This is a genomic window from Acidisoma sp. PAMC 29798 (assembly GCF_030252425.1).
In the GTDB taxonomy this organism is placed as follows: domain Bacteria; phylum Pseudomonadota; class Alphaproteobacteria; order Acetobacterales; family Acetobacteraceae; genus Acidisoma; species Acidisoma cladoniae.
The window spans coordinates 1308742-1332836 of sequence record NZ_CP126994.1 but is presented as its reverse complement, the minus strand read 5'-3'; the positions used below and the strand labels follow the sequence as shown (position 1 = coordinate 1332836).

Annotated in this window: 20 protein-coding genes; 5 read left to right on the top strand and 15 right to left on the bottom strand. The window is 63.8% G+C overall.

Annotation, left to right across the window (positions count from 1 at the left end; all coding sequences use genetic code 11):
* Nucleotides 1–21: 21 nt before the first annotated feature.
* Together QP803_RS06395 and QP803_RS06390 are read left to right on the top strand one after the other, a co-directional pair.
* Entirely contained in the window at nt 22–849 is an 828-nt protein-coding gene (locus QP803_RS06395) for an ABC transporter permease (RefSeq protein WP_284946952.1), read from the top strand.
* Complete coding sequence (locus QP803_RS06390) at nt 849–1937, top strand: ABC transporter ATP-binding protein (protein ID WP_284946951.1); 1089 nt, start codon at nt 849–851, stop codon at nt 1935–1937. The genes QP803_RS06395 and QP803_RS06390 overlap by 1 nt, the downstream gene beginning before the upstream one ends.
* A 148-nt stretch (nt 1938–2085) precedes the next feature.
* Here the strand turns inward: QP803_RS06390 and QP803_RS06385 are convergent, their stop codons facing one another.
* From QP803_RS06385 to QP803_RS06375, 3 genes are all read right to left on the bottom strand, one after another.
* Complete coding sequence (locus QP803_RS06385) at nt 2086–3711, bottom strand: glycosyltransferase family 39 protein (protein ID WP_284946950.1); 1626 nt, start codon at nt 3709–3711, stop codon at nt 2086–2088.
* Between the two features lie 85 nt (nt 3712–3796).
* Complete coding sequence (otsA, locus tag QP803_RS06380) at nt 3797–5248, bottom strand: alpha,alpha-trehalose-phosphate synthase (UDP-forming) (protein WP_284946949.1); 1452 nt, start codon at nt 5246–5248, stop codon at nt 3797–3799.
* Nucleotides 5249–5294: 46 nt separating this feature from the next.
* Nucleotides 5295–7130 (bottom strand): ABC transporter ATP-binding protein, encoded by a 1836-nt coding sequence (locus QP803_RS06375; protein WP_284946948.1) that lies wholly within the window; start codon nt 7128–7130, stop codon nt 5295–5297.
* A gap of 330 nt (nt 7131–7460) precedes the next feature.
* Here QP803_RS06375 and QP803_RS06370 point away from each other — a divergent pair, with 330 nt between their 5' ends.
* Genes QP803_RS06370 through QP803_RS06360 form a run of 3 tightly spaced genes read left to right on the top strand, consistent with a single transcriptional unit; the run spans nt 7461 to nt 10353 of the window.
* Complete coding sequence (locus QP803_RS06370; protein ID WP_284946947.1) at nt 7461–8516, top strand: glycosyltransferase family 4 protein; 1056 nt, start codon at nt 7461–7463, stop codon at nt 8514–8516.
* 19 nt (nt 8517–8535) lie between these two features.
* The gene (gene arfB / locus QP803_RS06365) at nt 8536–8958 is read left to right on the top strand and encodes an alternative ribosome rescue aminoacyl-tRNA hydrolase ArfB (protein ID WP_284946946.1); all 423 of its coding nucleotides are present in this window, start codon (nt 8536–8538) and stop codon (nt 8956–8958) included.
* A 54-nt stretch (nt 8959–9012) separates the two neighbouring features.
* Nucleotides 9013–10353, top strand: coding sequence for a GntT/GntP/DsdX family permease (locus tag QP803_RS06360; protein WP_284946945.1), 1341 nt, complete (start codon nt 9013–9015; stop codon nt 10351–10353).
* Between the two features lie 62 nt (nt 10354–10415).
* Here QP803_RS06360 and QP803_RS06355 read toward each other — a convergent pair whose 3' ends face one another.
* From QP803_RS06355 to QP803_RS06300, 12 genes are all read right to left on the bottom strand, one after another.
* Complete coding sequence (locus QP803_RS06355) at nt 10416–10907, bottom strand: YaiI/YqxD family protein (RefSeq protein ID WP_284946944.1); 492 nt, start codon at nt 10905–10907, stop codon at nt 10416–10418.
* A 12-nt stretch (nt 10908–10919) separates the two neighbouring features.
* Nucleotides 10920–11651, bottom strand: coding sequence for an ABC transporter ATP-binding protein (locus QP803_RS06350; protein WP_284946943.1), 732 nt, complete (start codon nt 11649–11651; stop codon nt 10920–10922).
* Entirely contained in the window at nt 11644–13716 is a 2073-nt protein-coding gene (locus QP803_RS06345) for a branched-chain amino acid ABC transporter ATP-binding protein/permease (RefSeq protein ID WP_284946942.1), read from the bottom strand. Before QP803_RS06345 ends, QP803_RS06350 begins: the two co-directional genes overlap by 8 nt.
* A 14-nt stretch (nt 13717–13730) precedes the next feature.
* Nucleotides 13731–14660 carry a branched-chain amino acid ABC transporter permease gene (locus tag QP803_RS06340; RefSeq protein ID WP_284946941.1) on the bottom strand — a complete coding sequence of 310 codons (930 nt, stop codon included), beginning with the start codon at nt 14658–14660 and terminating at the stop codon, nt 13731–13733.
* A 255-nt stretch (nt 14661–14915) separates the two neighbouring features.
* The gene (locus QP803_RS06335) at nt 14916–16154 is read right to left on the bottom strand and encodes a branched-chain amino acid ABC transporter substrate-binding protein (protein WP_284946940.1); all 1239 of its coding nucleotides are present in this window, start codon (nt 16152–16154) and stop codon (nt 14916–14918) included.
* A gap of 122 nt (nt 16155–16276) precedes the next feature.
* On the bottom strand, nt 16277–17284 hold the full coding sequence (locus QP803_RS06330) for an ABC transporter substrate-binding protein (protein ID WP_284946939.1): 1008 nt from the start codon (nt 17282–17284) through the stop codon (nt 16277–16279).
* A gap of 241 nt (nt 17285–17525) precedes the next feature.
* Nucleotides 17526–18461: an ABC transporter permease gene (locus tag QP803_RS06325; protein WP_284946938.1), complete on the bottom strand. Its 936-nt coding sequence runs from the start codon at nt 18459–18461 to the stop codon at nt 17526–17528.
* On the bottom strand, nt 18458–19339 hold the full coding sequence (locus QP803_RS06320; RefSeq protein ID WP_284946937.1) for an ABC transporter permease: 882 nt from the start codon (nt 19337–19339) through the stop codon (nt 18458–18460). The genes QP803_RS06325 and QP803_RS06320 overlap by 4 nt, the downstream gene beginning before the upstream one ends.
* 48 nt (nt 19340–19387) lie before the next feature.
* Nucleotides 19388–20176, bottom strand: coding sequence for an ABC transporter ATP-binding protein (locus QP803_RS06315; protein ID WP_284946936.1), 789 nt, complete (start codon nt 20174–20176; stop codon nt 19388–19390).
* A complete protein-coding gene (locus tag QP803_RS06310) occupies nt 20173–21438 on the bottom strand; it encodes a Zn-dependent hydrolase (protein WP_284946935.1) in 1266 nt (421 codons plus the stop codon). The genes QP803_RS06315 and QP803_RS06310 overlap by 4 nt, the downstream gene beginning before the upstream one ends.
* A complete protein-coding gene (preA, locus tag QP803_RS06305) occupies nt 21435–22733 on the bottom strand; it encodes an NAD-dependent dihydropyrimidine dehydrogenase subunit PreA (protein ID WP_284946934.1) in 1299 nt (432 codons plus the stop codon). The genes QP803_RS06310 and preA overlap by 4 nt, the downstream gene beginning before the upstream one ends.
* Nucleotides 22734–22749: 16 nt before the next feature.
* Entirely contained in the window at nt 22750–24060 is a 1311-nt protein-coding gene (locus tag QP803_RS06300) for an NAD(P)-dependent oxidoreductase (RefSeq protein WP_350356069.1), read from the bottom strand.
* Between the last annotated feature and the right edge of the window lie 35 nt (nt 24061–24095).

Below are 24095 nucleotides of genomic sequence, written 5' to 3'. Positions count from 1 at the left end.
GCCGACCCTGGAGCGACTGACATGAGCGCCACCACCAGTGCCGTCTCGGTCCCGACTGGCGCGACCCGCGTGCGCAAGCCGCGCCTCGGCCTGAGCAGCACGATCATCCTCATTCTCGCGGCCATCTTCTTCCTGGTGCCGCTGATCATGACCGGCATCTTCAGCCTGTGGGAAGGCGGTAATACCTACGGCTTTTCCGCCTATGTGCTGATGCTGCACACATCGGGCTTCTGGTACAGCTTCTTCCTGTCGCTGCGCCTGGCGGTCGAGACCATTCTCCTCAGCTTCGTGCTGCTGGTGCCGGCGATGATCTTCGTCCATCTCAAGGCGCCGCAGTTGCGGCCGCTGTTCGAGTTCATCTCGACCCTTCCCTTCGTGATCCCGGCCATTGCCCTGATCGACGGACTGACGACGCTCTACACCGGTCCGAGCTGGCTGATCAGCACGCCGAACTACCTCGTCATTCCCTATTTCTTCCTGGCCCTGCCTTACGGCTTTCGCGCCCTCGATGTCGGTCTCATGACGCTGGACGTGAAGACGCTGACCGAGGCCGGGCAATCGCTGGGCGCCGGCTGGGGCCGCATCATTTTCCTGCTGCTGCTTCCAAACCTGACAACCGCTTTGATCGGTGCCACCCTGCTGACGCTGACCATCGTCATGGGCGAATTCACCTTCGCCAGCGTGCTGCTGTTTCACACCTTCGCGGTCTTCATCAACGACACTGGCCAGAATGCGATCACCGAAGCCGCGGCGCTGTCGCTGTTCAGCTTCGTCATCACCTGGCTGTTCATGCTTGGCGTCTTGTTAACCGGTCGGCGTAACGCCGCGACAGTAGGAGGGGCGCATTGATGGACAGCTCACCGCAGATCCAGACCTCGGGCGTCAGCCTGATCAGCATACAGAAGCGCTATGGTGCGCGCACGGTGCTGAACGGCATCAATATGGAGCTGGCGCAGGGCGAGTTGCTGTGCCTGCTCGGCCCATCGGGCTGCGGCAAGACCACCTTGCTGCGCATTCTCGCCGGCTTCGAAACGCCGGATTCGGGACAGGTTCTACTCAATGGGCAGGACGTGACGGCGCTGCCGCCGAATAAGCGCCGCATGGGCATGGTCTTCCAGGCCTATAGCCTCTTCCCCAATATGACGGCCCTGCAGAATGTGCGGTTCGGACCGCGCGTGCGCGGTGCCGGCGACACCAAGACGCAGACGGTGGAAGCGGAACGGCTGCTCGCCATGGTTGGCCTTGCCGCCCATACGCAGAAATTCCCGCATCAGCTGTCCGGCGGCCAGCAGCAGCGCGTGGCGCTGGCCCGCGCCCTGGCCGTGAAGCCCGATATTCTGCTGCTGGACGAGCCGCTATCGGCACTGGACGCCAAGGTCCGCACGCAGCTTCGCTCCGAAATTCGGCGCATTCAGCGCGAAACCGGCATCACCACGGTCTTCGTGACGCATGACCAGGAGGAGGCGCTGTCGATCTCCGATCGCGTCGCCGTCATGAACGAGGGCCATGTCTTGCAGATGGCGGCGCCGGCCGCGATCTACCGCGAGCCCGCCGATGCCTTCGTGGCGCGCTTCATCGGCGCTGGCGGCGTTTTGGCGGGCCGCACCGACGGCCAGGGCGTGCGCATGGGCAGCCTGCTGCTGCCGGCGACCGCCGCCGCTGCTTTGCCGACTGGCACGGATGTGGAGCTGTTCCTGCGCCCCGAGCATGTCATGCTGCATCCGGAACAGGCGGGCGCCCCGCATGGGTCGATCGCAGCCGATGTGCGAGAGCTGACCTTCTACGGCTCGTTGACGCGCATCAAGCTCGGTCTCACGCAGGCGCCGGAAGGCGAAATCTGGGCCGATCTGCCGAGCGCAGTGGCCGATCGTTTTGCGCCGGGCACGCCGGTCTGGGCGTCGTGGCTGCCGGACTCACCGCGCGTCTTGGCGCGGTAGGTCGGCTTTCGGATCAACACAAAGCACCGTCATCCCCGGACTTGATCCGGGGACCTACCCTTTATGGCGCCCACACGCCGTTATGGCACCGCGATGGGTAGGCCCGCGGATCAAGTCCGCGGGTGACGAATGATTTTGTGTTCCGCCTCTAATTGACGTTTGCGGCGAGGGCGTCGCAATCCGCCTTCGAACCTGTGCAGGTTTTGGCCGCCGCCGGCGGGTGAGCATACAGGCGCATGGTGATCAGCTCGCCCTCCTGCACTTCACCCACAGATTTGCCCAGGGGCTGAATGATGCGCGTGAAAGCACGCGTCGGCGTGCGGTCGGCCTGGCCGACCTTGCCATAGACGGCCCAGACGCGCCCGCCATTTTGGAGATGCTCCGCCGCCTTGAAGACGTCCATCGTCCAGCGCGTGTCCGCAATGGCCTGATTCTGGCGGCTGAGGAAGAAGTTCATCATCATGATGGGTAGGCCGTCCGGCACGATGATCATATCGCCCGGCTGCATGACCTGCTGCAGTTCCGCAGCAGCCAGATCCCAGCGCGGCTTCGTCTCTGACCCGTAATAGGGCGCGAGATTGAGGGTCGCCAACAAGATCAGCGCCACCACCGCACCATTCTGCCAGCGACGATTGGGCAGGAAATTGATTCCCAGGCCCACGAAGACAAAGAAGGGCACCGAACTCCAGATCAGGTAGCGCGGCATCCACAGCGGCTTGACGATGGAGATCAGCAGGATGGTGATCGGCGGCACCACGGCGGCAATGCCCAGAACGAGAAGGAGGGTATGGGACCGCACACCGGCAGTCGGCCCTTTGTTGGGCGCCCGCACCCGCGCCAGACCCATGATGCCAAGCACCAGAAGCAGTGCCCCGAAGCCTGGAATGGCCGCGGGGAAAAGGTGGAAATTGATCAGGCGCGAGACGCGCATGAGATAGAGAGATTGCAGCGTCGAAAAGAAGCTGTTGGTCGTGATCTGCGGCACCCAATTGGTGGCGTTCGTCATCTCACCCTTGGTGACGATGTCCATGGCGTAGAACCAGGGCAAGGTCAGCAGCAGGACAATGGCCTGAGCCACCAGCCAGCGAATGAGGAACCGTTTCCGGTCGATGCTGCGGTCGGTAAGGATCGCGATGGCGGCAATATTGGCGGAGATCAGCCAGAAGAAGGCCGTGCTGAGCACGTTCAGCGCACCGAGCGTCCCGGCCGTATAGAGCACCCAGGGCGTGAGCCGGGCACCGGGCGTGCCCCAAGGCAGGCTGGCCCCACGCGGGTCCCTCGCGATTTCGACGAGGCCGAAGAAGCCGATCGCCATCATGAGAATGACGAAGGTATAGGACCGCGCTTCCTGGCCGTATTGCACCTGCAACGGCGACAGCGCGAGCAAGAGGCCAGCGACGAGGCCGGCGCGCCAACCGCCCAGGGACCGCCCGATCAGAAACAGCACCGCGCAGGAGCCGGCGCCGAACAACGCGGACGGCAGGCGCAGAACGGACTCGCTCATGCTGTAATGACCGAGCGCGGAGGTGATGACGAAATAGGATGGCAGGTGGTGGGCCGAGAGGGAGTTGTTGACCATCACCCAGAACGGCAGGCTGGACCGTTGAACGGTCGTCACCTCGTCCAACCAGAAGGGCATATTGCCGATGCCGTAAATGCGGGCGACGAAGCCGACCAGGAAAACGGCGCCAAACAAGGCAATGGCCATGCGCGCCTCGGAGGATGCAATCGTCCGGTTCCAACGGCTGGTGGCGCTCGACAGGAAGGCTGACATCGTCTGCTCCGGCGGGCGCCCCGCAATCTTCCCGGTCTTAATGCGCAGCGATTGCGGCAGTTTTGTAGATGCGACCGTAACGCCCTTAAGCGCGGCGGGCGAGATCCCCCAGGAAGCGGTCCCGCCAGGCGGACAGGCTGTTGCGGCGCAGGACAGCCATCATCTCGGCATGACGGTCCCGCCGCTCATCGCGCGGCATCACCAGCGCCTGCTCCAGGGCCTGGGCGATTTCATCGGGGTCATGGGGATTGACCAACAGCGCCGCCTTCAACTCACAGGCGGCGCCAGCGAATTGAGACAGCACCAGCACGCCGGGGTCGAGCGGATCCTGGGCCGCGACGAATTCCTTCGCGACCAAGTTCATGCCGTCCCGCATCGGTGTGACCAGCCCGACATCGGCCAGGGCATACATCGGCATCAGCACCTGCCGCGCGAAGCCCTTGTTGAGGTAGCGCAGCGGGGTCCAGTCCAGTTCCGCGAAGCGGCCGTTGATGCGGCCGGCCTCACGCTCCAGCTCCAGCCGGATTTCGCGATAGGTCTCGACATCGCTGCGCGAGGGCGGGGCGATCTGGAGGAAGGTGACCGCGCCATGCTGGTCGGCATTCTGCTCCAGAAAGCGCTCATAGGCACGAAACCGCTCGCTCAGACCTTTGGAATAGTCGAGCCGATCGACGCTGATGATCAGCTTGCTGGCGCCAATGGAGGTGCGCAGGCGCGCCATTTGCGGGCAGTTCGCGGGCGCTTCGGCCTGGCGACGGATGTCATCGGTCTGGACGCCAATTGGATAGACGCCGGTGCGGACGACGCGGCCGTAGGCCACCAGCGCGCGGCCGGGCAGTAAATGGCCGTCGGCCTCGCGCAGGATGTAATCCTCGAAGCTGCGGCGATCGGTCTCGGTCTGGAAGCCGATGAGGTCGTATTGGCACAGCGAGCGGGCAAGCTGGGCATGCACCGGGATTGTCATGAAGACCGCCGCCGCCGGAAAGGGCGTGTGGAGGAAGATGCCGAGGCGGTTCGCCGCACCGCGCTCCCGCAACGCATCGGCAAGGCCGAGCAGGTGGTAGTCATGCGCCCAGACCACGTCATCGGGTGCCAGGGACTGGGCGACGGCATCGGCGAACAGGGCGTTGACCCGCTGGTAGCCGGCATAGTCGGCGCGCGTGAAGCGGGCGAGCGCCGAGCGGTAATGCAGCACCGGCCACAGCGCGGCATTGGCGAAGCCGCGATAATACTCGTCGTAATCCGCCTGAGACAGATCGAGCGTCTGGAGGCGGATCTTGCCCTTCTGGCGCTCCGGCAGAATGCGGCTCGCGTCGCTGGCGATCTCGCCGCTCCAGCCGATCCAAAGCCCGCCTTTGTCATTCAGCGCATCCAGCACGCCGGCGGCGAGGCCACCGGCCGTCGGCTGCCCCTCCTCGATCGGGGCGACACGGTTGGACACCACGATGAGGCGCCCGGCCTCGGACTGCGCCGCCGACTGCCGGGCCGCGATGTCGCGCAAATCCGCCAAAGCCCGGCCGAATTGAGAGTCTTCCATCGGTAGTGCTTCCTATTTCAGATGCACGCACAAAGAGATGGGCTCGTTACGCCGCCCGCGAGATCGGGATGACGTTCTGGCGGGAAAGGAGATCGCGATACGGGCCGGGACGCATGGACAGTTCCATCGGCGACCCGTCGTCGATGACCTCGCCCTTATCCATGACGATGATGCGGTCGAACTCGCGCAACGTGGACAGCCGATGGGCGATGGCGACCACGGTGCGGCCCTGCATCAGGATATCGAGGGCGGATTGGATTGCCTGTTCGGATTCGGTGTCGAGCGCCGAGGTCGCCTCATCGAGCAGCAGCAGCGGCGCATTCTTCAGGATGGCGCGGGCAATGGCGATACGCTGACGCTGACCACCAGACAGCTTGGTGCCGCGATCGCCGACGACGGTGTCGAAGCCCTCCGGCAGCGCCTCGATAAAGTCGCGGCAGCGGGCGAGTTCGGCCGCTTGCAGCACCTCAGCGGTGGAGGCGCCCGGACGCGCGTAGCGGATGTTTTCCAGGACCGAGCGATGGAACAGGGAAATGTCCTGCGGCACCACGGCCATGCCCTGGCGCAGGCTTTCCTGCGTCACCCGGCTGATGTCCTGGCCGTCGATCAGCAAGCGGCCCTCGCTCGGGTCATAGAAGCGCTGCATGAGGCTGAGCATCGTGGACTTGCCGGCGCCGGACGCGCCGACCAGACCGACGCGCTCACCGGCCTTGATGGAAATGTCGATCCCCTTGAGAATCTCGGGGCGACCGGGATAGGAGAAGCGCACGCCCTCGAAGCTCACCGCGCCGGCGGTCAGCAGCAGCGGGCGTGCCTGCGGCGCATCCGGCAGGGCGTGGGGCAGCAGCAGCGTGGCCGTTGCCTCCTCAAGCCGGGCGACATGCTGCGTCAGATCGACCAGCGCGACGGCGAGATCCCGCGTGCCGTGCAGGATGGTGAAGCAGAGCGAGCCAACGAGGACGATGTCGCCGGCCGTCGCTTCGCCGTGCTGCCACAGCACAACCGCCCAGGCCATGACACCGGCCGAGAAGGCGGCGGTGACCACGGCATGCAGCAGGCGCAGCTTCTCCAGATACTTGAGGCTATTGTGGCGGGCTGACATCTCATCCGCGATGGTGGCGCCGATGCGCCTGGACTCGCGCAGCGTCGCACCAAAGGCACGGACCACGCCGATATTGCCGATGACATCGACCAGCTCGCCATCGACGCGCGAGGCGGCGGCGGCGTAGGTGCGGTGCAAGGGGCCGCCCTTACGGGCCAGCATGAAGATGACACCGGCGAGGCCGATACTGATGGCCAGCATCGTGATAGCCATCGTCGGATTGACCGAGGTGACCAGAGCGATCGAGAAGATCACGGCCACGACCGGCGGCAGGATGTTCCAGGCCAGCGTATTCTCGGTTGTGAAGACAGCGTTAGACGTCGCGGTCACCCGGCCGGACAGTGTGCCCGGCAGGCGATCGGCGAAATAGCTCGGCGAATGGCCCGACAGATGGGTGAACAGGTCGCGCCGCACGTCACCGGTGACGCGCACGAAAAGACCGGCCGCGATCCAGCCGCCGACCCGCCACATGAGGTTGTCGGCACAAATCAGCACGGCGAGGACCGCGAAGGCGATCCAGACACCCCGAACGGCAGCCGGGCCGTGACCGTGGGAGACGGCGTCCACCAGGTTCTTCAAGCCATATTGCGTCAGCACCGAGCACAGGACGGCCACGAGAACCGAGCCGAGCACCGCGCCGTGTGCGATCGGGTGACGGGCGGCGAAATGCAGCAAAAAACGCAGCGGCTTCGCGCGGAGGCCGAGCAAGATCTCGGACTGCTTCGCGGATGTGACGCCATACGCCTCTTCGGCCAGGCCAGAACGATCGAAACCGTGCATCTAGATCCTCTCCAGGGCGGGCAATCAACTTGCGTCGATCGAACCCGCGCTCTCTCGTAAGGGCGCCATCACTCTCCAACGTGGTGTTGTGCGCCGCAGCGCAGACCTCAAATTGGCTTGAAGAGATGCTAGAAGAAGATCGTAGCGGAAATAGGGCGCATTTCGCCGAAGTGCCGTTCTTTCAAGGCATTAGCGCCGGGATTTCGCCACATTCGGTGATGATGTTGAAGCGCTTGCTGCACGACTTCAGACGACTTCTTAGCCCTTTCGCCTAACCTCTTATACGCTCACGCATAATGCCGCGGAGCAGGCTCTCAGGAGAGTTCCACGATGCGCATCGCCCAGGTGTCCCCGCTGTATGAAGCCGTGCCGCCGCGCCTTTATGGCGGCACCGAGAGGGTGGTTTCGTTTCTGACGGAGGAGCTTGTGGCCATGGGCCATGAGGTGACGCTCTTCGCGAGCGGCGACTCTCGCACCTCCGCGCGGCTGGAGCCGATGTGCGAGGAAGCGCTACGCCTCGATCCCAATATTCGCGACCGCATGGCCCCGCATATGAAGATGATGGAAGCCATCCGCGACCGTGTGGACGAATTCGACGTCATCCATTTCCACAACGACTACCTGCCCTTCTCGCTGTTCTCCCGTCAGCCGACACCCTTCGTCACCACCATCCACGGCCGCCTCGATCTGCCGGAATTCGTCGATATCTACGGCGCGTTTCCCAAGGTGCCGCTGATCTCCATCTCCGACAGCCAGCGCGCACCGGTGCCCCATCTGAACTGGGTGCAGACGGTGCATCATGGTCTGCCTACGAATATCCTGACGCCGCGTGGCGTGAAGCAGGACTATCTCGCGGTCCTCGGCCGCGTCTCACCGGAAAAGGGTGTCGATAAGGCGATCCACATCGCCGGCAAGGCGGGCATGCGGGTCAAGATCGCGGCCAAGGTGGATACCGCCGACGAGGAGTATTTCGAAGCCGTCATCAAGCCGTTGCTAAAGCAACCGCATGTCGAGTTCATCGGCGAAATCAACGAAATGCAGAAGCCGGACTTCCTGTCCGGGGCCCATGCCCTGTTGTTCCCGATCGACTGGCCGGAACCCTTCGGCCTGGTGATGATCGAAGCCATGGCCTGCGGCACGCCGGTGATTACCTATGAGCGCGGTTCGGTGCCCGAAGTCATTGAAGACGGCGTCACCGGGTTCATCACGCGTGACGAAGCCGATGCGGTCCGCGCCGTGCGTCGCCTGGGCGAGATCAGCCGGGCCGGCGTTCGCGCCCGCTTCGAGGAACGGTTCAGCGCCCGTCGCATGGCCGAGAACTACGTCTCGGTCTACGAGGACATGATCGAGCAGCCGCGCCACCAGCTCCGCGCCATCGCGAGCTGATCGAGGCTAACGTCCCGAAATGGTCACGATTCCCATTTCGGGCGGTTTGTCGATCGATACCGAGGCGTTGGAATTTGCCTTTGTCCGCGCCTCGGGACCGGGTGGCCAGAACGTCAACAAGGTGTCCACCGCCGTCGAGCTGCGGTTCGACACCCGAAGCTGGGACGGCCTGACGGACGCGATGCGCGCCCGTCTGACCACGCTCGCCGGCCAGCGCATGACGCAAGACGGCGTCATCGTCATCTTCGCGCAAAGCTATCGCAGCCAGATCCGCAATCGAGAGGATGCAACCGGCCGTCTGGTCGAGTTGCTCAAAGAAGCAGCGGCCGTTCCTCGCAAGCGTCGGCCGACCCGCCCGACCCTCGGCAGCAAGACGCGGCGGCTGGATGGCAAGACCCGCCGGGCCGATATCAAGAAGATGCGCGGCAAGCCGACGGATTGATCTTCTGGCCGGGGCGGCCCATGGCGGAGGGACGCCCCGCATGGAGTCTGCTGTATGTCCCCGGTTTTTGCCATCGGCCTCGCCGTCATCGCGGTGGTCGCGCTGATCGTGTTGATCGCGCGCTTCAAGCTAAATCCCTTCATCGTCATCTTCACCGTATCGTTGGCCGTGGCGCTGGTCGCCGGAATGCCGGCGACGACAGTGGTCAAATCCTTCGAGACCGGGGTCGGCAATGCCCTGGGCCATATCGCCATCATCATCGCCCTCGGCACCATGCTCGGCAAAATGCTCGCCGAATCCGGTGGCGCGGAGCGGATCGCCAATACTTTGGTGGCCTGGTTCGGCCCGAAGAACATCCATTGGGCTATGATGCTGATCGGCCTGATCGTTGGTCTGCCGGTCTTCTTCGAAGTCGGCTTCGTGCTGCTGATCCCGATCGCCTTCAACGTCTCCCGCAAGACCGGCACGCCGCTGCTGCTGGTGGCGCTGCCGCTGATCGCCGGCCTTTCCGTCGTGCATGGCCTGATGCCGCCACATCCCGCCGCGATGCTCGCCGTGACGGCCTTCAATGCCGATATCGGCCACACCATCCTGGTGGCGCTGATCGTGGGCGTACCGACCGCTATCCTGGCCGGGCCGGTCTTCGCGAAATACATCGCCCCCCGGATCATTCTTCCCGAGGAAAACCCGATGGCGGCGCAGTTCGTGCTGACCAAGGACGCCGAGAGCCTGCCGGGCTTCACGGTGACGATGGTGACGCTGTTGCTGCCAGTGTTCCTGATGCTGCTGGGCAGTTTCGCCAGCCTGTTTACCACCAAGGGCTCAATGCCATTTCAGGTGCTTGGCTTCATCGGCAATACCGACATCGCCTTGCTGCTCGCCGTGATCCTGAGTTTCTTCACGCTAGGCTTTTCGCGCGGCATGTCCCGCGAGACGATTCTCCAATTCACTAATGACTGTCTGGCGCCGACGGCGATGATCACCCTGCTGATCGGCGCCGGCGGCGGCTTCGGCCGCGTGTTGATCGACAGCGGCGTGTCGCATGCCATCGTGACGGCTGCGACCGGCGCCCATGTGCCGCTGCTTCTGCTCGCTTGGCTGCTGGCGGCCGTGGTCCGCCTGGCGGTGGGATCCTCCACCGTCGCGATGATCACCTCGGCCGGCATTGTGGCACCGATCGCCGCGCATCTGCCGGGCGTCTCACCGCCGCTGCTGGTGCTTGCGACCGGGGCAGGCTCGCTCATTTTCAGCCATGTGAACGACGGCGGCTTCTGGCTGGTGAAGCAGTATCTGAACATGAGCGTCGGGCAGACGCTGAAGAGCTGGTCGATCATGGAGACGATCATCTCCATCACTGCGCTGATCCTGACGCTGCTGCTGTCGATCGTGATGTAGGACGGCGGTTCACGGCGGAATACGCTGCGCTTTTCCGCCCTACGGGCCGACAACCGGATTGGCTAAAACCCGCCGGGCGGCACCATCATCTTCGGTGGAGCCGGCTTGCGGGCGGCCTGGATGGCGGCGTCGAGCGCCGACAGGAACCGCGAGCGGTCGTCCTTCGTCAGCGATGCCGGGCCGCCCGTATTGATGCCGGTGGCGCGCAAATGCTCCGCCACCGCCCTGCCCGCCAGCGCGCTGCCGATATTATCCGGCGTCCAGTGATGCCCTTTCGGCGACAGCGCACGACCGCCCTTGGCGAGGCAGCGCGAGGCAAGCGGAATGTCGGATGTCACGCAGACATCCGTGGCGGTCATGCGATCGGCGATCCAGTCATCCGCGACATCCGCACCGGCATCGACTGTGATGAGCTGAACGTTCGGGCGGCCCGTGGGGCGAATGGGGCGTGATCCATTGGCGACCACGAACACCTCAAGGCCAAAGCGCTCCGCCACCCGATAGGCTTCCTCGCGCACCGGGCAGGCATCACCGTCAATATAGAGCGTCGTCATGTGCCGCCTGTATCAGGCGGCGACGGGCGCCTCAACCGTCATCTCGCCGAGATAGGCCGACTTGATCTGCTCGTTCTCGCGCAGTTCCGACGCCGGACCCGACAACACCACGACGCCGGTCTGCAAGACATAGGCACGATGCGCGATGGACAGCGCCATCGCCGCATTCTGCTCGACCATGAAGATGGTCACGCCCTGCCGGTTGATGTGCTGGATCGTCTCGAAAGTCTGTTCCACGAAAAGCGGCGACAGACCCATCGACGGCTCATCCATGCAGATGAGCTTCGGCCGCGCCATCAGCGCGCGCCCGATGGCCACCATCTGCTGCTCGCCGCCCGACAACGTGCCGGCCTGCTGCTCGCGCCGTTCCTTGACGCGCGGGAACAGCTCATAGACGCGCTCCAGATCCTGGTTGAACTCCGCGCCCTTCTTGCGGGTATAGGCGCCCATCTCCAGATTTTCGAACACCGTCATGCGCGGGAACAGCCGGCGGGCTTCCAGCACCGGCGCGATGCCGCGCCGCACGCGCTCGGCCGTCGACAGCTTGTCGATGCGCTGGCCCTCGAAAATGACCTCCCCGCTCGTCGGGCGGACGATGCCCATGATGGTCTTCATGGTCGTCGATTTGCCGCAGGCATTGCCGCCGAGCAGGCAGATGATTTCGCCCGCACCGAGGTTGTAATTGACGTTCTTCAGAACGTGCAGATCGCCGTAGTAGGTATTGACGTTGCGGAACTCAAGCATGGGATGCGGCCCCCCGGCCGAGATAGGCGGTGAGCACCTCTTCGTTCTTGCGGACTTCATCCGGCAAGCCTTCGGTGAGCTTCACGCCGTGGTCGAGCACGATCACCTTGTCGGCGATGCGCGTCACGACATCGAGCTTGTGCTCAATGATGAGGATGGTGAGGCCGAGGGCATGCAGCCCCTTGATCTGCTCGGCAAGTTCGAGCGATTCGGAGGTGTTCATGCCCGCCGTCGGTTCGTCGAGCAGCAACAGCCGCGGGCGTGAAGCCAGGGCGCGCGAAATCTCGACGCGGCGGCGGTTGGCGTAGGACAGGCCGACCACTGTCTGGGTGAGGCGCGGCACCAGCCGGTTGCCGAAGACCTGGGCGATTTCCAGCACCCAGGCGCGCGCCGCCTTCTCCTCGGGCAAGGATTTCGGCGACCGGAAGATGGCCGAGAAGGGCCCGCTTTTCAGCCGTGCATGCTGGCCGACGAGAATGTTCTCGGCCACCGTCAGCGTGCCGAACAGTCGGATGTTCTGGAAGGTGCGGGCGATGCCGAGCTTCAGAATCTCATGCGGCGGCAGGCCCAGAATCTCCTCGCCATTGAACAGGATGCTGCCCTCGCCCGCCCGAGTCAGGCCAGTGATGGTATTGAACAAGGTCGATTTGCCCGAGCCGTTCGGGCCGATGACGGCGACGACGCTGCCCGCCGGCACGGTGATATTGATCTTGTTGAGGGCGACGAGACCGCCGAAGCGGACGGTGACGTCATTGATCTCCAGCATCGGCAGCGCACCCGGCGGATGGATGTAGTTTTCGCCCCCGATCTGCGACAGCGTGACGTCCCCTGCCCGCTTCTGCATCTGCACGGTCGCGTGCTGCTGGTCGAAAGAGAGCGCGCGTTGGCGCCGCGTCGCGGGAATGAGACCCTGGCGCCGATACAGCATCATCGCCACCAGAATGATGCCGAAGATCAGCTCACTCGCCTGGGTCAGATCGATCGTGCTGAGATAGTTGTTGTGCAGCGCATCGCCCAGGGCATTGACCCATTGCGACAGGTCTTCGAGGAACCAGGATTGCAGGAGCTGCAACAGCACCGCGCCAAGCACCACGCCCCAGACGCTGCCGAGGCCGCCGAGCACGACCATGACGAGGATCATGACGGAGACCGGGAAGCCGAACATATCCGGCGTCGCCGTCTGCAGCTTGGCGACGTAGAAGGTGCCGGCCATGCCGGCGAAACCGGCGCCGATGCCGAAGGCAAGCAGCTTGAAGCGCGTCAGATTGATGCCCATCGCACTCGCCGCGATCTCATCATCCCGCAGAGCCATCCAGGCGCGGCCGATCCGGCTGTCCCGCAGGCGGGTGCTGGCGAAGATCAGGAAGGCCACCAGGATCAACCCGACATAGTAATAGGGCGTCGCGTCGATCCCGAAGCGATAGTGGAACAGCGTCGGGCTCGCGATGCCGTTGAGGCCGGCTGCGCCATTGGTCAGGCCGGTCCAGTTGCGGGCGACGATCGGCACGATTTCACCGAAGCCGAGGGTCACGATGGCGAGGTAGTCGCCGCGCAGGCGCAGGGTGGGGGCGCCGAACAGCACGCCAAAGAACGCGGCGATGACGCCGGACAGCGGCAGCATGATCCAGAAGGAGACGGTGAAGTGGACGATGGCCTGCCCGTTCTGCACCACCTTCTGCACCAGCCCCAGGAAGGCGAAGGGCGACCAGAAGCCGCTCCATTCGGGTGTTAGCTGCCAGGAGGTCAGGATGCCGAAGGAATAGGCGCCGATGGCAAAGAAGGCGGCGTAGCCCAAATCGAGCAGGCCCGCGAAACCGACCACGATATTGAGGCCGAGGGCGAGGCAGGCATAGGCCGTGGCATTGCCGGCGGCATCGATATTGGCCTGACCGCCGATGAGCGGAAAGGCCATGGCCAGCACGGCGATGAGGGCGATGGTGCCGAAGCGCACTTCGGGCTTGTCGAAGGGTGCGCTGAAGCGCGCCCAGCCGCGCGGCGGCGGCTCGACCATCGGCAGGGAATTGGTATTGTCATGTCCTGGCTTGGCGTCGGAAATCGTGTCCATGCGTGCTGCTCCCTTCAGGACTTGGTGGGCGCGAGGCGCCCCAGCAGACCAGCGGGGCGGCAGATCAGCACCAACACCAGCAGGGAAAAGATGATGACATCGGCCCATTTGGCGCCGACATATTGGCCCGCCATGGCTTCGATCAGGCCGATGAGAATACCGCCGAGCATCGCGCCCGGGATATTGCCGATACCGCCGAGCACGGCCGCCGTGAAGGCGCGCAAGCCGGCCGAAAAGCCGATGCCGAAATTGGTGAAGTTGTAGTAGAGGCCAAAGATGAAACCGGCCGCACCGGCCAAGGCCGAGCCCAGAAAGAAGGCCGTGCTGATGACGCGATTAACCTCAACGCCCATCATCAGGGCGGCATCGGGGTCCTGCGCCGTCGCGCGCATCGCCTTGCCGAGCTTGCTGCGCTGGACGAAGACATAGAGGCCGCCCATCAGAATGACCGACATCGCCCAGATGATGAGCTGGAAGACGGTGATCTGCGCGGTGCCGATATGGATCGTCCAAGGCGGAATCGGATTGGGAAAGTTCTTGGTATTCGCGCCCATCGTCAGCATGACGGCATTGGACAGAACGTAGGAGATGCCGATGGTGGTGATCATGGCCATCGGGCCCTGCACGCCGCGCAGCGGCCGCAAGGTCAGCCTCTCGATGCCGATGCCCAGCGCGCCGCAGGCGAGCATGGTAACGACCAGCGTCACCAGCAGCGTGCCGATCAGCGGCAGGCCATACATGAAGACGCCCTGGCCATCGATGCCGAAGGCATGCAGCACGCCCATGGCGACGAAGGAGCCGATCATGAAGACGTTGAAATGGGAAAAGTTGATCAGCTCCATGATGCCATAGACAATCGTGAAGCCGAGGGCGAGCAAGGCATACATCGAGCCGAGACTGAGGCCGTTGATGAGCTGCTGAAGGAAAAGGTCTAAGGGCGTCATCTGGTTGTGATCCCGGCGCTACAGAGAAAGGAGAGCAGGATGGCGGAATACGCTTCGCTTTTCCGCCCTACGAAAAGTGACACATCGTAGGGCGGAAAAGCGCAGCACATTCCGCCAAACCGCGACGGGCCGAATGTTCGGCGATCGGATGAGGCGCTGCCGGGCTGGATGATGATCGTCCGTCCAACCCGAGCCGAGCGCCGAATAAAGGGGGCGTTCCATGCAGCAGAACGCCCCCAATTCAATCAAGAAAACTCAGCTCTGCGGCGCGACGCCGACATAGGCGAACTGATGGTTGGCATCGTCGAGCGGGAACTTCGGATCATGCGTGATCTTGAAGACGCTGACGACGCGTTGCGTGATGTCGCCAAACTTGTCGAAGGACACCGGGCCTTGCAGCGTCGGCACGGTCGAACCGGCGATGGCGGCACGGATATTCTCGCGCGTCGGCGTCTCACCGGCGGCCGTCACCTTCTTCAGCGCGGCCAGAATGACCAGCACGCCGTCATAGGAAGTGATGGCATAGTCGTCCGGCGAATCGTTGAACTTCGAGGTATAGGCATTGACCCAGTTGGTCACCTTGGGGTCGTCGGTGACATGCGGTGAGGCATTGGTCACATACCAGCCCTCGGCCGCCGGGAAGCCCGCGCCCGTCGTCACGTCCGGGCTGTACATGCCGTCGCCGGCGCCCTTGGGAATGTTCGGGATGATGCCGTAGGATTCCTTCACCACCTTCACGCCAGCGCCAGCGACGCCGCCGTAATAGAGAGACTCTGCGCTGAGCGACTTGATCTTCGTCAGAACGGAGGTGTAGTCGGAGGCCGTCGGGTCGAGCCGGTCACGGCCAAGCACTTTGATGCCCTTGGCCACGCACTGCTTCTGGAAGGCATCGGCGAGACCGACGCCATAGGCGCCGCTGTCATCCAGAATATAGACGCTTTTGACCTTGAGGGTCTCGGCATAGAAATTGGCCATGTTCGGGCCCTGGAACGCATCGGTCGTCACGGTGCGGAAGAAGACCGTCTTGCCGCCCGGAATGTACTGCGCCGCGAATTGCGGGTTCGTCAGATCGGGGTTGGTGGCCGACGGCGTGATGATGGTGAGGTCGCCCTCGCTCAGGATCGGCGTCATCGCCTTGGCCGAGCCGCTCATCTCGGGGCCGATCGCCGCGAGCACGTTTTCGGTCGAGACCATCTTGCGCGCATTGGTCGCGGCCTGCGCCGGATCATACTGGCCGGCCGTCGCGGTGGCATCATTCAGGATCATCGGCTTCAGCGTGTAGCCGGGAACCTCGTTGGCGTCGTTCGCCTGAGAGATGCCGAGCAGCGCGCCGTTCAGCATGCGCTTCGCGCCAGCGGCGTCAGAGCCCGTGATCGGCAGGTTGATGCCGATGATGATTGTCTTGTCAGCAGCCCGGGCAAGGCCCGGAAAGCCGACTGCCACACTCAGTGCGGTGCCGGCGAGCAGAGCTGCGGCGGAACGTCTGGTAATCATGGTTTCATTCTCCCAGGTCGGTAACATGTCGATAGTGTTACGGCTACGCGGCGCCGCCACGCAAGAGCTCTCACGCGGCGTATCCCAAGCAAGCATCGGGCCAGGGCTTGGCCAAAGGCGGCTTACTTGAAAGCCTTGTCCCAAACCGCATGGGTGTAGGCACCCTCCGGCTTCTTGGAAATCACAGGTGTCGATTTGGTGGACAAAAGCTCATCCACCGTCCGATTGTAATCGGCGGAGATCAGATAGCCCCAACCGTCCTTGCCGATCAGCTTGGCGACTTCGGACACCATGCGGGTCTGATGGTCCTTGGTCAGAACTCCGGCTGTATCGGCCGCCAGCAGGATCTTCACAGCCTCGGCCTGATGGCTGTCGGCGTAATCCCAGCCCTGCTTTGAGGCCTTCAGGAAGCGCGCCAGACGGGCGACCTTGGCCGGATCATCGAGGGTCGGTTGCAGGACATAGAGCCCGTCCTCCAGCGTCGCGACATCCTCGGCCTGATACTTGAACACGATGAGCTGCGCCGGCTTCATGCCGGCTTCGATCAATTGCCAGTATTCATTGTAGGTCATGGTCGAAATACAGGCGGCTTGCTTCTGCAACAGCGGATCGACGTTGAATCCCTGCTTCAGGACGGTGACATCGGGATGCGCGCCATCGGTGGAATAGCCGAGCTTCGCCATCCAGGACAGAAACGGATATTCATTTCCTGAGAACCAGACGCCGAGCGTCTTGCCCTTGAAATCCGTCGGGGTCTTGATGCCGCTGTCGCGCCGGCAGGTCAGTTCCAGGCCGGAATGTTGAAAGACCTGGGCAATATTGACGATGGGCACGCCCTTTTCGCGCGTGGCTAGCGCCGACGGCATCCAGTCGATGACCACATCGGCGCCACCGCCGGCCAGAACCTGATCGGGATTGATGTCGGGGCCGCCCGGCTTGATGGTGACGTCGAGATCTTCGGCCTTATAGAAACCCTTCGCCAGAGCGACATAATAGCCCACGAACTGACCTTGCGTGACCCATTTGAGCTGGAGCGTCAGCGGATCGGCGGCTTGCGCAGCCGGCGCGGCCCAGGCCATCGCCAGACCCAGCATCGCGGCGGCCGTTGCCGCCAGCAGTCGTTTCTTCATTGCATTCCCTCATTTCGTTAACGCTCAGTCACGCCCTCGCCTCCGTATGTGAGCAAGATTGATGCCGCAGAGCAATGGAAGATCGCAAACGACCTAGGCACAGATGGTGCAACGGTGATCGATGCCATTCCAAATCGTCACCCGCGCACTTGATGCGCGGGCCCATGGGCGCCCATGGATCCACGGGCGCCCCGCCTGGGGGTCAAGCCCGTGGATGACGAGGGTATATACGGGCACGCCCCTAACGCCCCTCGGCATCGCGCAAGGACGGGTGCCAGAAGGTCACGGCACGCTCGATCATGGCGATCAGTGCGAAGCTCACGGAACCAGCGAGGGCCGCCACTGCGATCGTGGCCCAGACCACATCGAGGTTCATGCGCGCGGCCTCGGTCGAAATACGAAACCCCATGCCGCGCGTCGGCGTGCCGAAAAACTCCGCAACCACCGCACCAATCAAAGCGAGCGTGGAGTTCAGCTTCAGGGCGTTGAAGATCAGCGGCATGGCGGCCGGCAGGCGCAGGCGCCACAGGGTTTGCCAGTAACCGGCGGCATAGGTGCGCATCAGGTCCCGCTCCATGGCGCCGTATTCGGCGAGGCCGGCGCGCGTATTCACCAGCATCGGGAAGACCGTCATCAAGACGACGACGGCGGCCTTGGACTGCCAACCGAACCCGAACCACATGACCATGATGGGCGCGATGCCGATGATGGGCATGGCGCTGATGAGATTGCCAAGCGGCGTCAATCCGCGCTGGAGGAAGGGCGAACGGTCTATCGCCAGCGCCAGCAAAAAGCCGGCACCGCAGCCGATGGCATAACCGGCCACCACCGCATGCAGATAGGTCTGCTCGAAATCGATGCGCAGGATCGCCAGATGGTTCCAGATTGCGAGGGCAATGGCGGAAGGCGGCGGCAGGATGACGAAGGGGATCTGCAAGGCGAAGACCAGCATTTCCCACAGCCAGAGCAGCAGCAGGCCGAACAGGAGGGGCGAGGCCAGCCGATCGGCCCGGCTGTCGCCCCGCGCGAAGAGCGCCATCGCCGTCAACATCAGCACCACGGCAATCCCCGCCGTAATCCAAGGCGTGGCATGGAAGCTCGACACATGGGTGCGCGACAGCGTGCAGAACAGCAAGGCCGCCACGCCGATGATCCAGTGCGACCCGCCGCGCTTCACAGCCGGCCGCCTCGCAGGGCGATGACGCCCCGTTCGGCGAGGGAGACGAGCACGAGGCCGAAGACCGCGAGCAGGCTCGCCATCACCAAAGCGCTCCACATCATCATGGTCTGGCCGTAATAGCTGCCCGCCAGCAACCGCGCGCCGAGGCCGACCTGCGCGCCGGTCGGCATTTCCGCGACGATGGCGCCGGTGACGGCTAGGGCCACGGCAACCTTCAGGCTCGGGAAGAGGAAGGCCATGGCGGCGGGCCAGCGCAGCTTGCCGAAGACCGTGGCGCGCCCGGCGCTATAGGTGCGCATGAGGTCGAGCTGCAAAGGATCGGGCGTGCGGAAGCCCTTCACCATGCCGACGGTGACGGGAAAGAAGGTGAGATAGGCAACGATGGCGGCCTTGGGCGTCAGACCGGTGATGCCGAGCACGCCGAGCGCCACGACCAGCATGGGCGCGATGGCGAGGATGGGGATCGTTTGGCTTGCGATCACCCAGGGCATGACCGAGCGATCCATGGTGCGAATATGGATGATGCCGATAGCGAGCGCGATGCCGAAGACCAGGCCGAACAGCAGCCCGATGCCGGCAGCCTCGGCCGTATAGCCCGCTTGGAGAAGCAGGTTCCGCGGTGAGGAGAGCGGATAGCCGAAGACGCTGTCGAAGAGGGCGGTCACGATCTGATCGGGGGCGGGCAGCACCGGGCGGTCCATCGTCCAACTCGCATGCGCCACGGCCCAGAAGCCGCTGGGCGCATCGGGGTCCATTAAGGCGCGCGCCTGGGGAGCGTTGAGCCAGACGGCAGCGGCGTACCAGACGATGAGCAGCACGAAGAGGATGGTGGGGATGGGGAGGATGCGGGCGAGAAGGCTCTTGGAGGCGCTCATCAATAACCGTCATCCTCGGCCTTCGCCGACCATGACGGGGTGGCGCGCTCACTCATGCCCGTACCCCAGATGCAGCGCGTCCCGCACGCGTTTGGACACCGCCAGAAACGCAGATGTCTCCCGATCCTCCAACCGACGCGCGCGCGGCAGATCGCTCTCAATGACCTCCACGACGCGGCCCGGACGCGCCGACATCACCACGATGCGCGTCGATAGAAACACCGCCTCGGGGATCGAATGCGTCACGAAAACACCCGTCAGGCCGGTGCGCGCCCAAAGTTCGTGCAAATGCAGATTGAGGCCGTCACGCGTAATCTCATCCAATGCGCCGAAGGGCTCGTCCATCAGCAACAGGCTCGGCTTGAAGCTGAGCGCCCGCGCGATGGATACGCGCTGCTGCATGCCGCCCGATAATTGCCACGGAAACTTCCGTGCGAAATCCGTCAGACCGACGAGACCGAGATAATGCGCGGCCTCCGCCCGCCGCTTGTCCTGCGACATGCCGATGATCTCCAGCGGCAAGGTCACGTTGCGCGTCACCGTCCGCCACGGCAGCAAAGCCGGCGCCTGAAAGACATAACCGTACGCCCGCGCGAGGCGCGCGTCCTCCGGCGTCATGCCATTGACGCGCAGAGTACCGGCAGACGGCCGCACCAGATCCGCGATGGCGCGCAGCAAGGTGGTCTTGCCGCAACCGGACGGGCCGATCAGGGAGACGAAATCGCCGCGTCGGATGGTGAGATCGACGTCGGTGAGCGCCGTGGTTGCGGTGTCACCCTCGCCGAAGCGTACCGATAAACCGGCCGCCTCGACGGCGACCTCGTGAGCGTCGATCACGCGCCGAGACGCTCCGTCAACAGAGCGTCCATCGCGAGCACGGCTTGCAGCAGCACCTGCGCACCGGCCGCGACATGCGCGGGCTCGGCGCTTTCAAGCTCGTTATGGGAAATACCCTTGAGACACGGCACGAAGATCATCGATGTCGGCGCAACCGCTGCGATGTAGGCGGAATCATGCCCGGCACCGGAGACGATGTCGCGATGCGAAAGGCCGGCGTGAACGGCGGCGCTGCGCACGGCTTTGATGCAATCCTCATCGAAATGCACGGCGGGCGAATTCCAGATGCAGGTGACGACATGCTCGACATCGCTTGCGACGCTGATACGGTCGAACGCCGTATACAGCGCTGCCTCCATCACTGCCAGCAGCGCATCATCGGGATGGCGGAATTCCACGGTGAAGAAAGTTTCCCCAGGAATGACGTTGCGGCTATTGGGCCGCGCCTCGATCAGTCCGACGGTACCGACGGCGAGCGGCGCATGGGCGAGCGCGATGGTATTCACCGCCTCGATCATGCGCGCCGTGGCGAGCAGCGCATCGCGCCGCAGGGTCATGGGTGTTGAACCCGCATGGCTGTCAGTGCCGGTGACGGTCACTTCATACCAGCGCATGCCTTGTACGCCCGTGACGACGCCGATGACGGTGTCCTGGGCTTCGAGAATGGGACCTTGCTCGATATGTACTTCGAAATGCGCCGCGAGCGGATGCTGGCCGACCGGTTCTGGCCCCACGAAGCCGATCCTTGTCAGCTCATTGCCGAAGGTCAGGCCGTCACGGTCCGCGCGGGCATAGGCCCATTCCTTCGTAAAGACACCGGCGAAAACGCCGGAGGCGAGCATGGCGGGCGCGAAGCGCGAGCCCTCCTCATTCGTCCAGTTGATGACTTCGATCGGATGCGTTGTCTCATAGCCGGCGTCGCGCAGTGTGCGCAGCAGTTCGAGACCGGAGAGCACGCCGATGATGCCGTCATACTTGCCGCCGGTCGGCTGGGTATCGAGATGACTGCCGATGGCGATGGGCGGCAAGCTGTTATCGCGGCCGGAACGCCGCGCGAAGATAGTGCCCATGTCGTCGATGGTGATCGTGCACCCGACCGCCTCGCAAGCGGCGATGAACCAGCGCCGCACCTCGGCATCGAGATCCGTCAGCGTCAGCCGCTTGATACCGCCCTTAGCCGTGGCGCCGATGCGCGCCGTGTCCATGATGGTATCCCACAGGCGCGCGGGGTCGATGGCAAGATTAGTAGAGGCGAGGCTCATGCAAGGGCTTTCGTCGTCAAGGGGTCGGCATCGATGCGCATCGGATTGTTCGCATGCTGCTTCCAGGTGCTGAAGGGCAGCCCGGTCGGCGCTTCATACATCGTAATGCAATTCTCGACGGGGCAGACATGGGAACACAGATTGCAGCCGACGCATTCCTCGTCGATCACCTCATAGCGACGGCGGCCATCGGGGCGCAAAGCGGCGATCGCCTGATGCGCCGTATCCTCGCAGGCGATGTGACAGAGGCCGCATTGAATGCACAAATCCTGGTCGATCTTTGCCAGCGATTTGAAGTTGATGTTGAGGTCTTCCCAATGAACGAAATTCGGAACCGCCTTGCCCTGAAAATCCTTGAGCCGATCATAGCCTTTCGAATCCATCCAATTAGACAGGCCTTCGGTCAGATCCTCGATGATGCGGAAGCCGTGATGCATCGCGGCGGTGCAGATCTGCACCGTGCCTGATCCCATGGCGATAAACTCCGCCGCATCGCGCCAGGTGGAGATGCCGCCGATGCCCGAGATGGGCAGCCCCGCCATGTCACTCTGGCGCGCAATCTCGGCGACCATACGCAGCGCGATGGGCTTCACCGCCGGGCCGCAATAGCCGCCATGCGTGCCCATGCCACCGACCACCGGCGTCGGCGCCATGAGGTCGAGATCGACGGACACGATGGAGGTGATGGTGTTGATGAGCGACACGGCATCCGCGCCGCCACGCCACGCGCCCCGCGCCGGTTGCAGAATATCCGTGATATTCGGTGTGAGTTTCACGATCACCGGCATGCGCGAATACTGCTTGCACCAACGCGTGACCATTTCGACGTATTCCGGCACCTGCCCCACGGCGGCCCCCATGCCGCGCTCGCTCATGCCATGCGGGCAGCCGAAATTCAGTTCGATCCCGTCCGCGCCGGTCTCTTCCACGAGCGGCAGAATCTTCTTCCAGGCCTCCTCCTCACACGGCACCATGAGGCTGACGATGATGGCGCGATCGGGAAAGTCCCGTTTCACGGACTTGATCTCGCGCAGGTTCACATGCAGCGGACGATCGGTAATCAATTCGATATTGCTAAAGCCCATGACACGACGTCCGCCATAGCCGATGGCGCCGTAACGGCTGGAGACATTGACGATGGGCGGATCCTCGCCCAGCGTTTTCCACACAACGCCGCCCCAGCCCGCCTTCAGGGCGCGAACGACATTATATTCCTTATCGGTCGGCGGCGCTGAGGCGAGCCAGAAGGGATTAGGGGAGCGAATGCCCGCGAAATTGACGGAGAGGTCTGCCATCTGCTGTCTCCGACGGTCAGGCTGAAAGGGAGCGATGGATGGCCTGGGCGGCGTCCCGCCCATGGGCCACGGCCTGCACGGTCAGGTCCTGCCCGACACCGACGCAGTCACCGCCTGCGAAGATGCCCGGCACCGAGGTGCGGTAGTCGCCATCGATGACGATGCGACCCTTGGCGATGGCGAGTGCCGCGACGGCGGCATCGGCGCGAAAGCTCTGCCCGACCGCCTTCAACACACGCGCGGCGGGCATGGGCAGAATATCGTTCGTCACGACCAACCGGCCATCTTCCAGCCGCGTCTTGGCGAAATGCACAACGCCCGGCTCGATCAGCACCGGCGCCAGCCAATGGCGAATCGCGACGCCGTTGGTCTGCGCCCAATCCTGCTCGACCTTGGTGGCGCCCATATGCTCGGGCCCCCGGCGATAGACGAGCGTGACCGTCTCAGCGCCCAGCTTGCGGATCTGCGCCGCTGCATCGATGGCCGTATTGCCGCCGCCGATAACCACGACGGGGCCGACCGCTTTCGCTTGCGCCGCCATCGGCGATTGGCGCAGCAAGTCGATGAAGCCGAGGGCGTCCTCGACGCCCGGCAAATCCTCGCCAGGAAGGCCGAGGGCATTGGCATCCGCCAGACCCAGGCCGAGGAAGACCGCATCGAAACTCGTCCGCAAATGATCCAGGGTCAGATTTGGGCCGAGGGCGACGCCGTATTCGATGGTGATGCCGCCGATCTTGAGGATGAACTCCACCTCCCGCCGGGCGAAGTCATCGATCACCTTATAGGCGGCGATGCCGTATTCATTGAGGCCGCCGGGTTTCGGACGCGCCTCGAAGACCACAACGTCATGGCCCAGCATCGCAAGGCGATGGGCACAGGCGAGGCCCGCGGGACCGGCGCCGACGACGGCGATGCGCTTGCCCGTGGAGGCCGCGCGGGTGAAGGGATGCTCACCGGTCGCCATCAGCGCATCCGTCGCGAAACGCTGAAGCGCGCCGATCCTCACCGGCTTGCCCTCCTGCTTCTCCCGCACGCAAACCTCCTCGCAGAGGATTTCTGTGGGGCAGACGCGGGCGCAGCTGCCACCGAAGATATTGCTCTCCAGGATGGTAATTGCCGAACCGCGCACATTGCCGGTGCCGATCTTGCCGATAAAACCAGGAATATCGATCCCCGTGGGGCAGGCTTCGACACAAGGCGCGTCGAAACAGAAATAGCAGCGGTCCGATTCGACCCGCGCCTCATCCGCCCTCAATGGCGCCGACATCTCCCCCAGCCGGGCCGCGACATGCCCAGGCGTGAGCCCGCTTTCAACCGCTTCCGACATCCAGGCCCCTCGCCACTCAAAGCGGGATGCTGCTG

What these genes read in the sequence shown, in the direction of transcription:
- QP803_RS06310 (WP_284946935.1), bottom strand. Translation starts at nt 21,438, where the DNA reads ATGAGCCTCGCCTCTACTAATCTTGCCATCGACCCCGCGCGCCTGTGG.
- preA (WP_284946934.1), bottom strand. Translation starts at nt 22,733, where the DNA reads ATGGCAGACCTCTCCGTCAATTTCGCGGGCATTCGCTCCCCTAATCCC.
- QP803_RS06385 (WP_284946950.1), bottom strand. Translation starts at nt 3,711, where the DNA reads ATGTCAGCCTTCCTGTCGAGCGCCACCAGCCGTTGGAACCGGACGATT.
- QP803_RS06390 (WP_284946951.1), top strand. Translation starts at nt 849, where the DNA reads ATGGACAGCTCACCGCAGATCCAGACCTCGGGCGTCAGCCTGATCAGC.
- QP803_RS06300 (WP_350356069.1), bottom strand. Translation starts at nt 24,060, where the DNA reads ATGTCGGAAGCGGTTGAAAGCGGGCTCACGCCTGGGCATGTCGCGGCC.
- QP803_RS06350 (WP_284946943.1), bottom strand. Translation starts at nt 11,651, where the DNA reads ATGCTTGAGTTCCGCAACGTCAATACCTACTACGGCGATCTGCACGTT.
- QP803_RS06360 (WP_284946945.1), top strand. Translation starts at nt 9,013, where the DNA reads ATGTCCCCGGTTTTTGCCATCGGCCTCGCCGTCATCGCGGTGGTCGCG.
- QP803_RS06395 (WP_284946952.1), top strand. Translation starts at nt 22, where the DNA reads ATGAGCGCCACCACCAGTGCCGTCTCGGTCCCGACTGGCGCGACCCGC.
- arfB (WP_284946946.1), top strand. Translation starts at nt 8,536, where the DNA reads ATGGTCACGATTCCCATTTCGGGCGGTTTGTCGATCGATACCGAGGCG.
- QP803_RS06320 (WP_284946937.1), bottom strand. Translation starts at nt 19,339, where the DNA reads ATGAGCGCCTCCAAGAGCCTTCTCGCCCGCATCCTCCCCATCCCCACC.
- otsA (WP_284946949.1), bottom strand. Translation starts at nt 5,248, where the DNA reads ATGGAAGACTCTCAATTCGGCCGGGCTTTGGCGGATTTGCGCGACATC.
- QP803_RS06355 (WP_284946944.1), bottom strand. Translation starts at nt 10,907, where the DNA reads ATGACGACGCTCTATATTGACGGTGATGCCTGCCCGGTGCGCGAGGAA.
- QP803_RS06335 (WP_284946940.1), bottom strand. Translation starts at nt 16,154, where the DNA reads ATGATTACCAGACGTTCCGCCGCAGCTCTGCTCGCCGGCACCGCACTG.
- QP803_RS06330 (WP_284946939.1), bottom strand. Translation starts at nt 17,284, where the DNA reads ATGAAGAAACGACTGCTGGCGGCAACGGCCGCCGCGATGCTGGGTCTG.
- QP803_RS06345 (WP_284946942.1), bottom strand. Translation starts at nt 13,716, where the DNA reads ATGGACACGATTTCCGACGCCAAGCCAGGACATGACAATACCAATTCC.
- QP803_RS06370 (WP_284946947.1), top strand. Translation starts at nt 7,461, where the DNA reads ATGCGCATCGCCCAGGTGTCCCCGCTGTATGAAGCCGTGCCGCCGCGC.
- QP803_RS06340 (WP_284946941.1), bottom strand. Translation starts at nt 14,660, where the DNA reads ATGACGCCCTTAGACCTTTTCCTTCAGCAGCTCATCAACGGCCTCAGT.
- QP803_RS06375 (WP_284946948.1), bottom strand. Translation starts at nt 7,130, where the DNA reads ATGCACGGTTTCGATCGTTCTGGCCTGGCCGAAGAGGCGTATGGCGTC.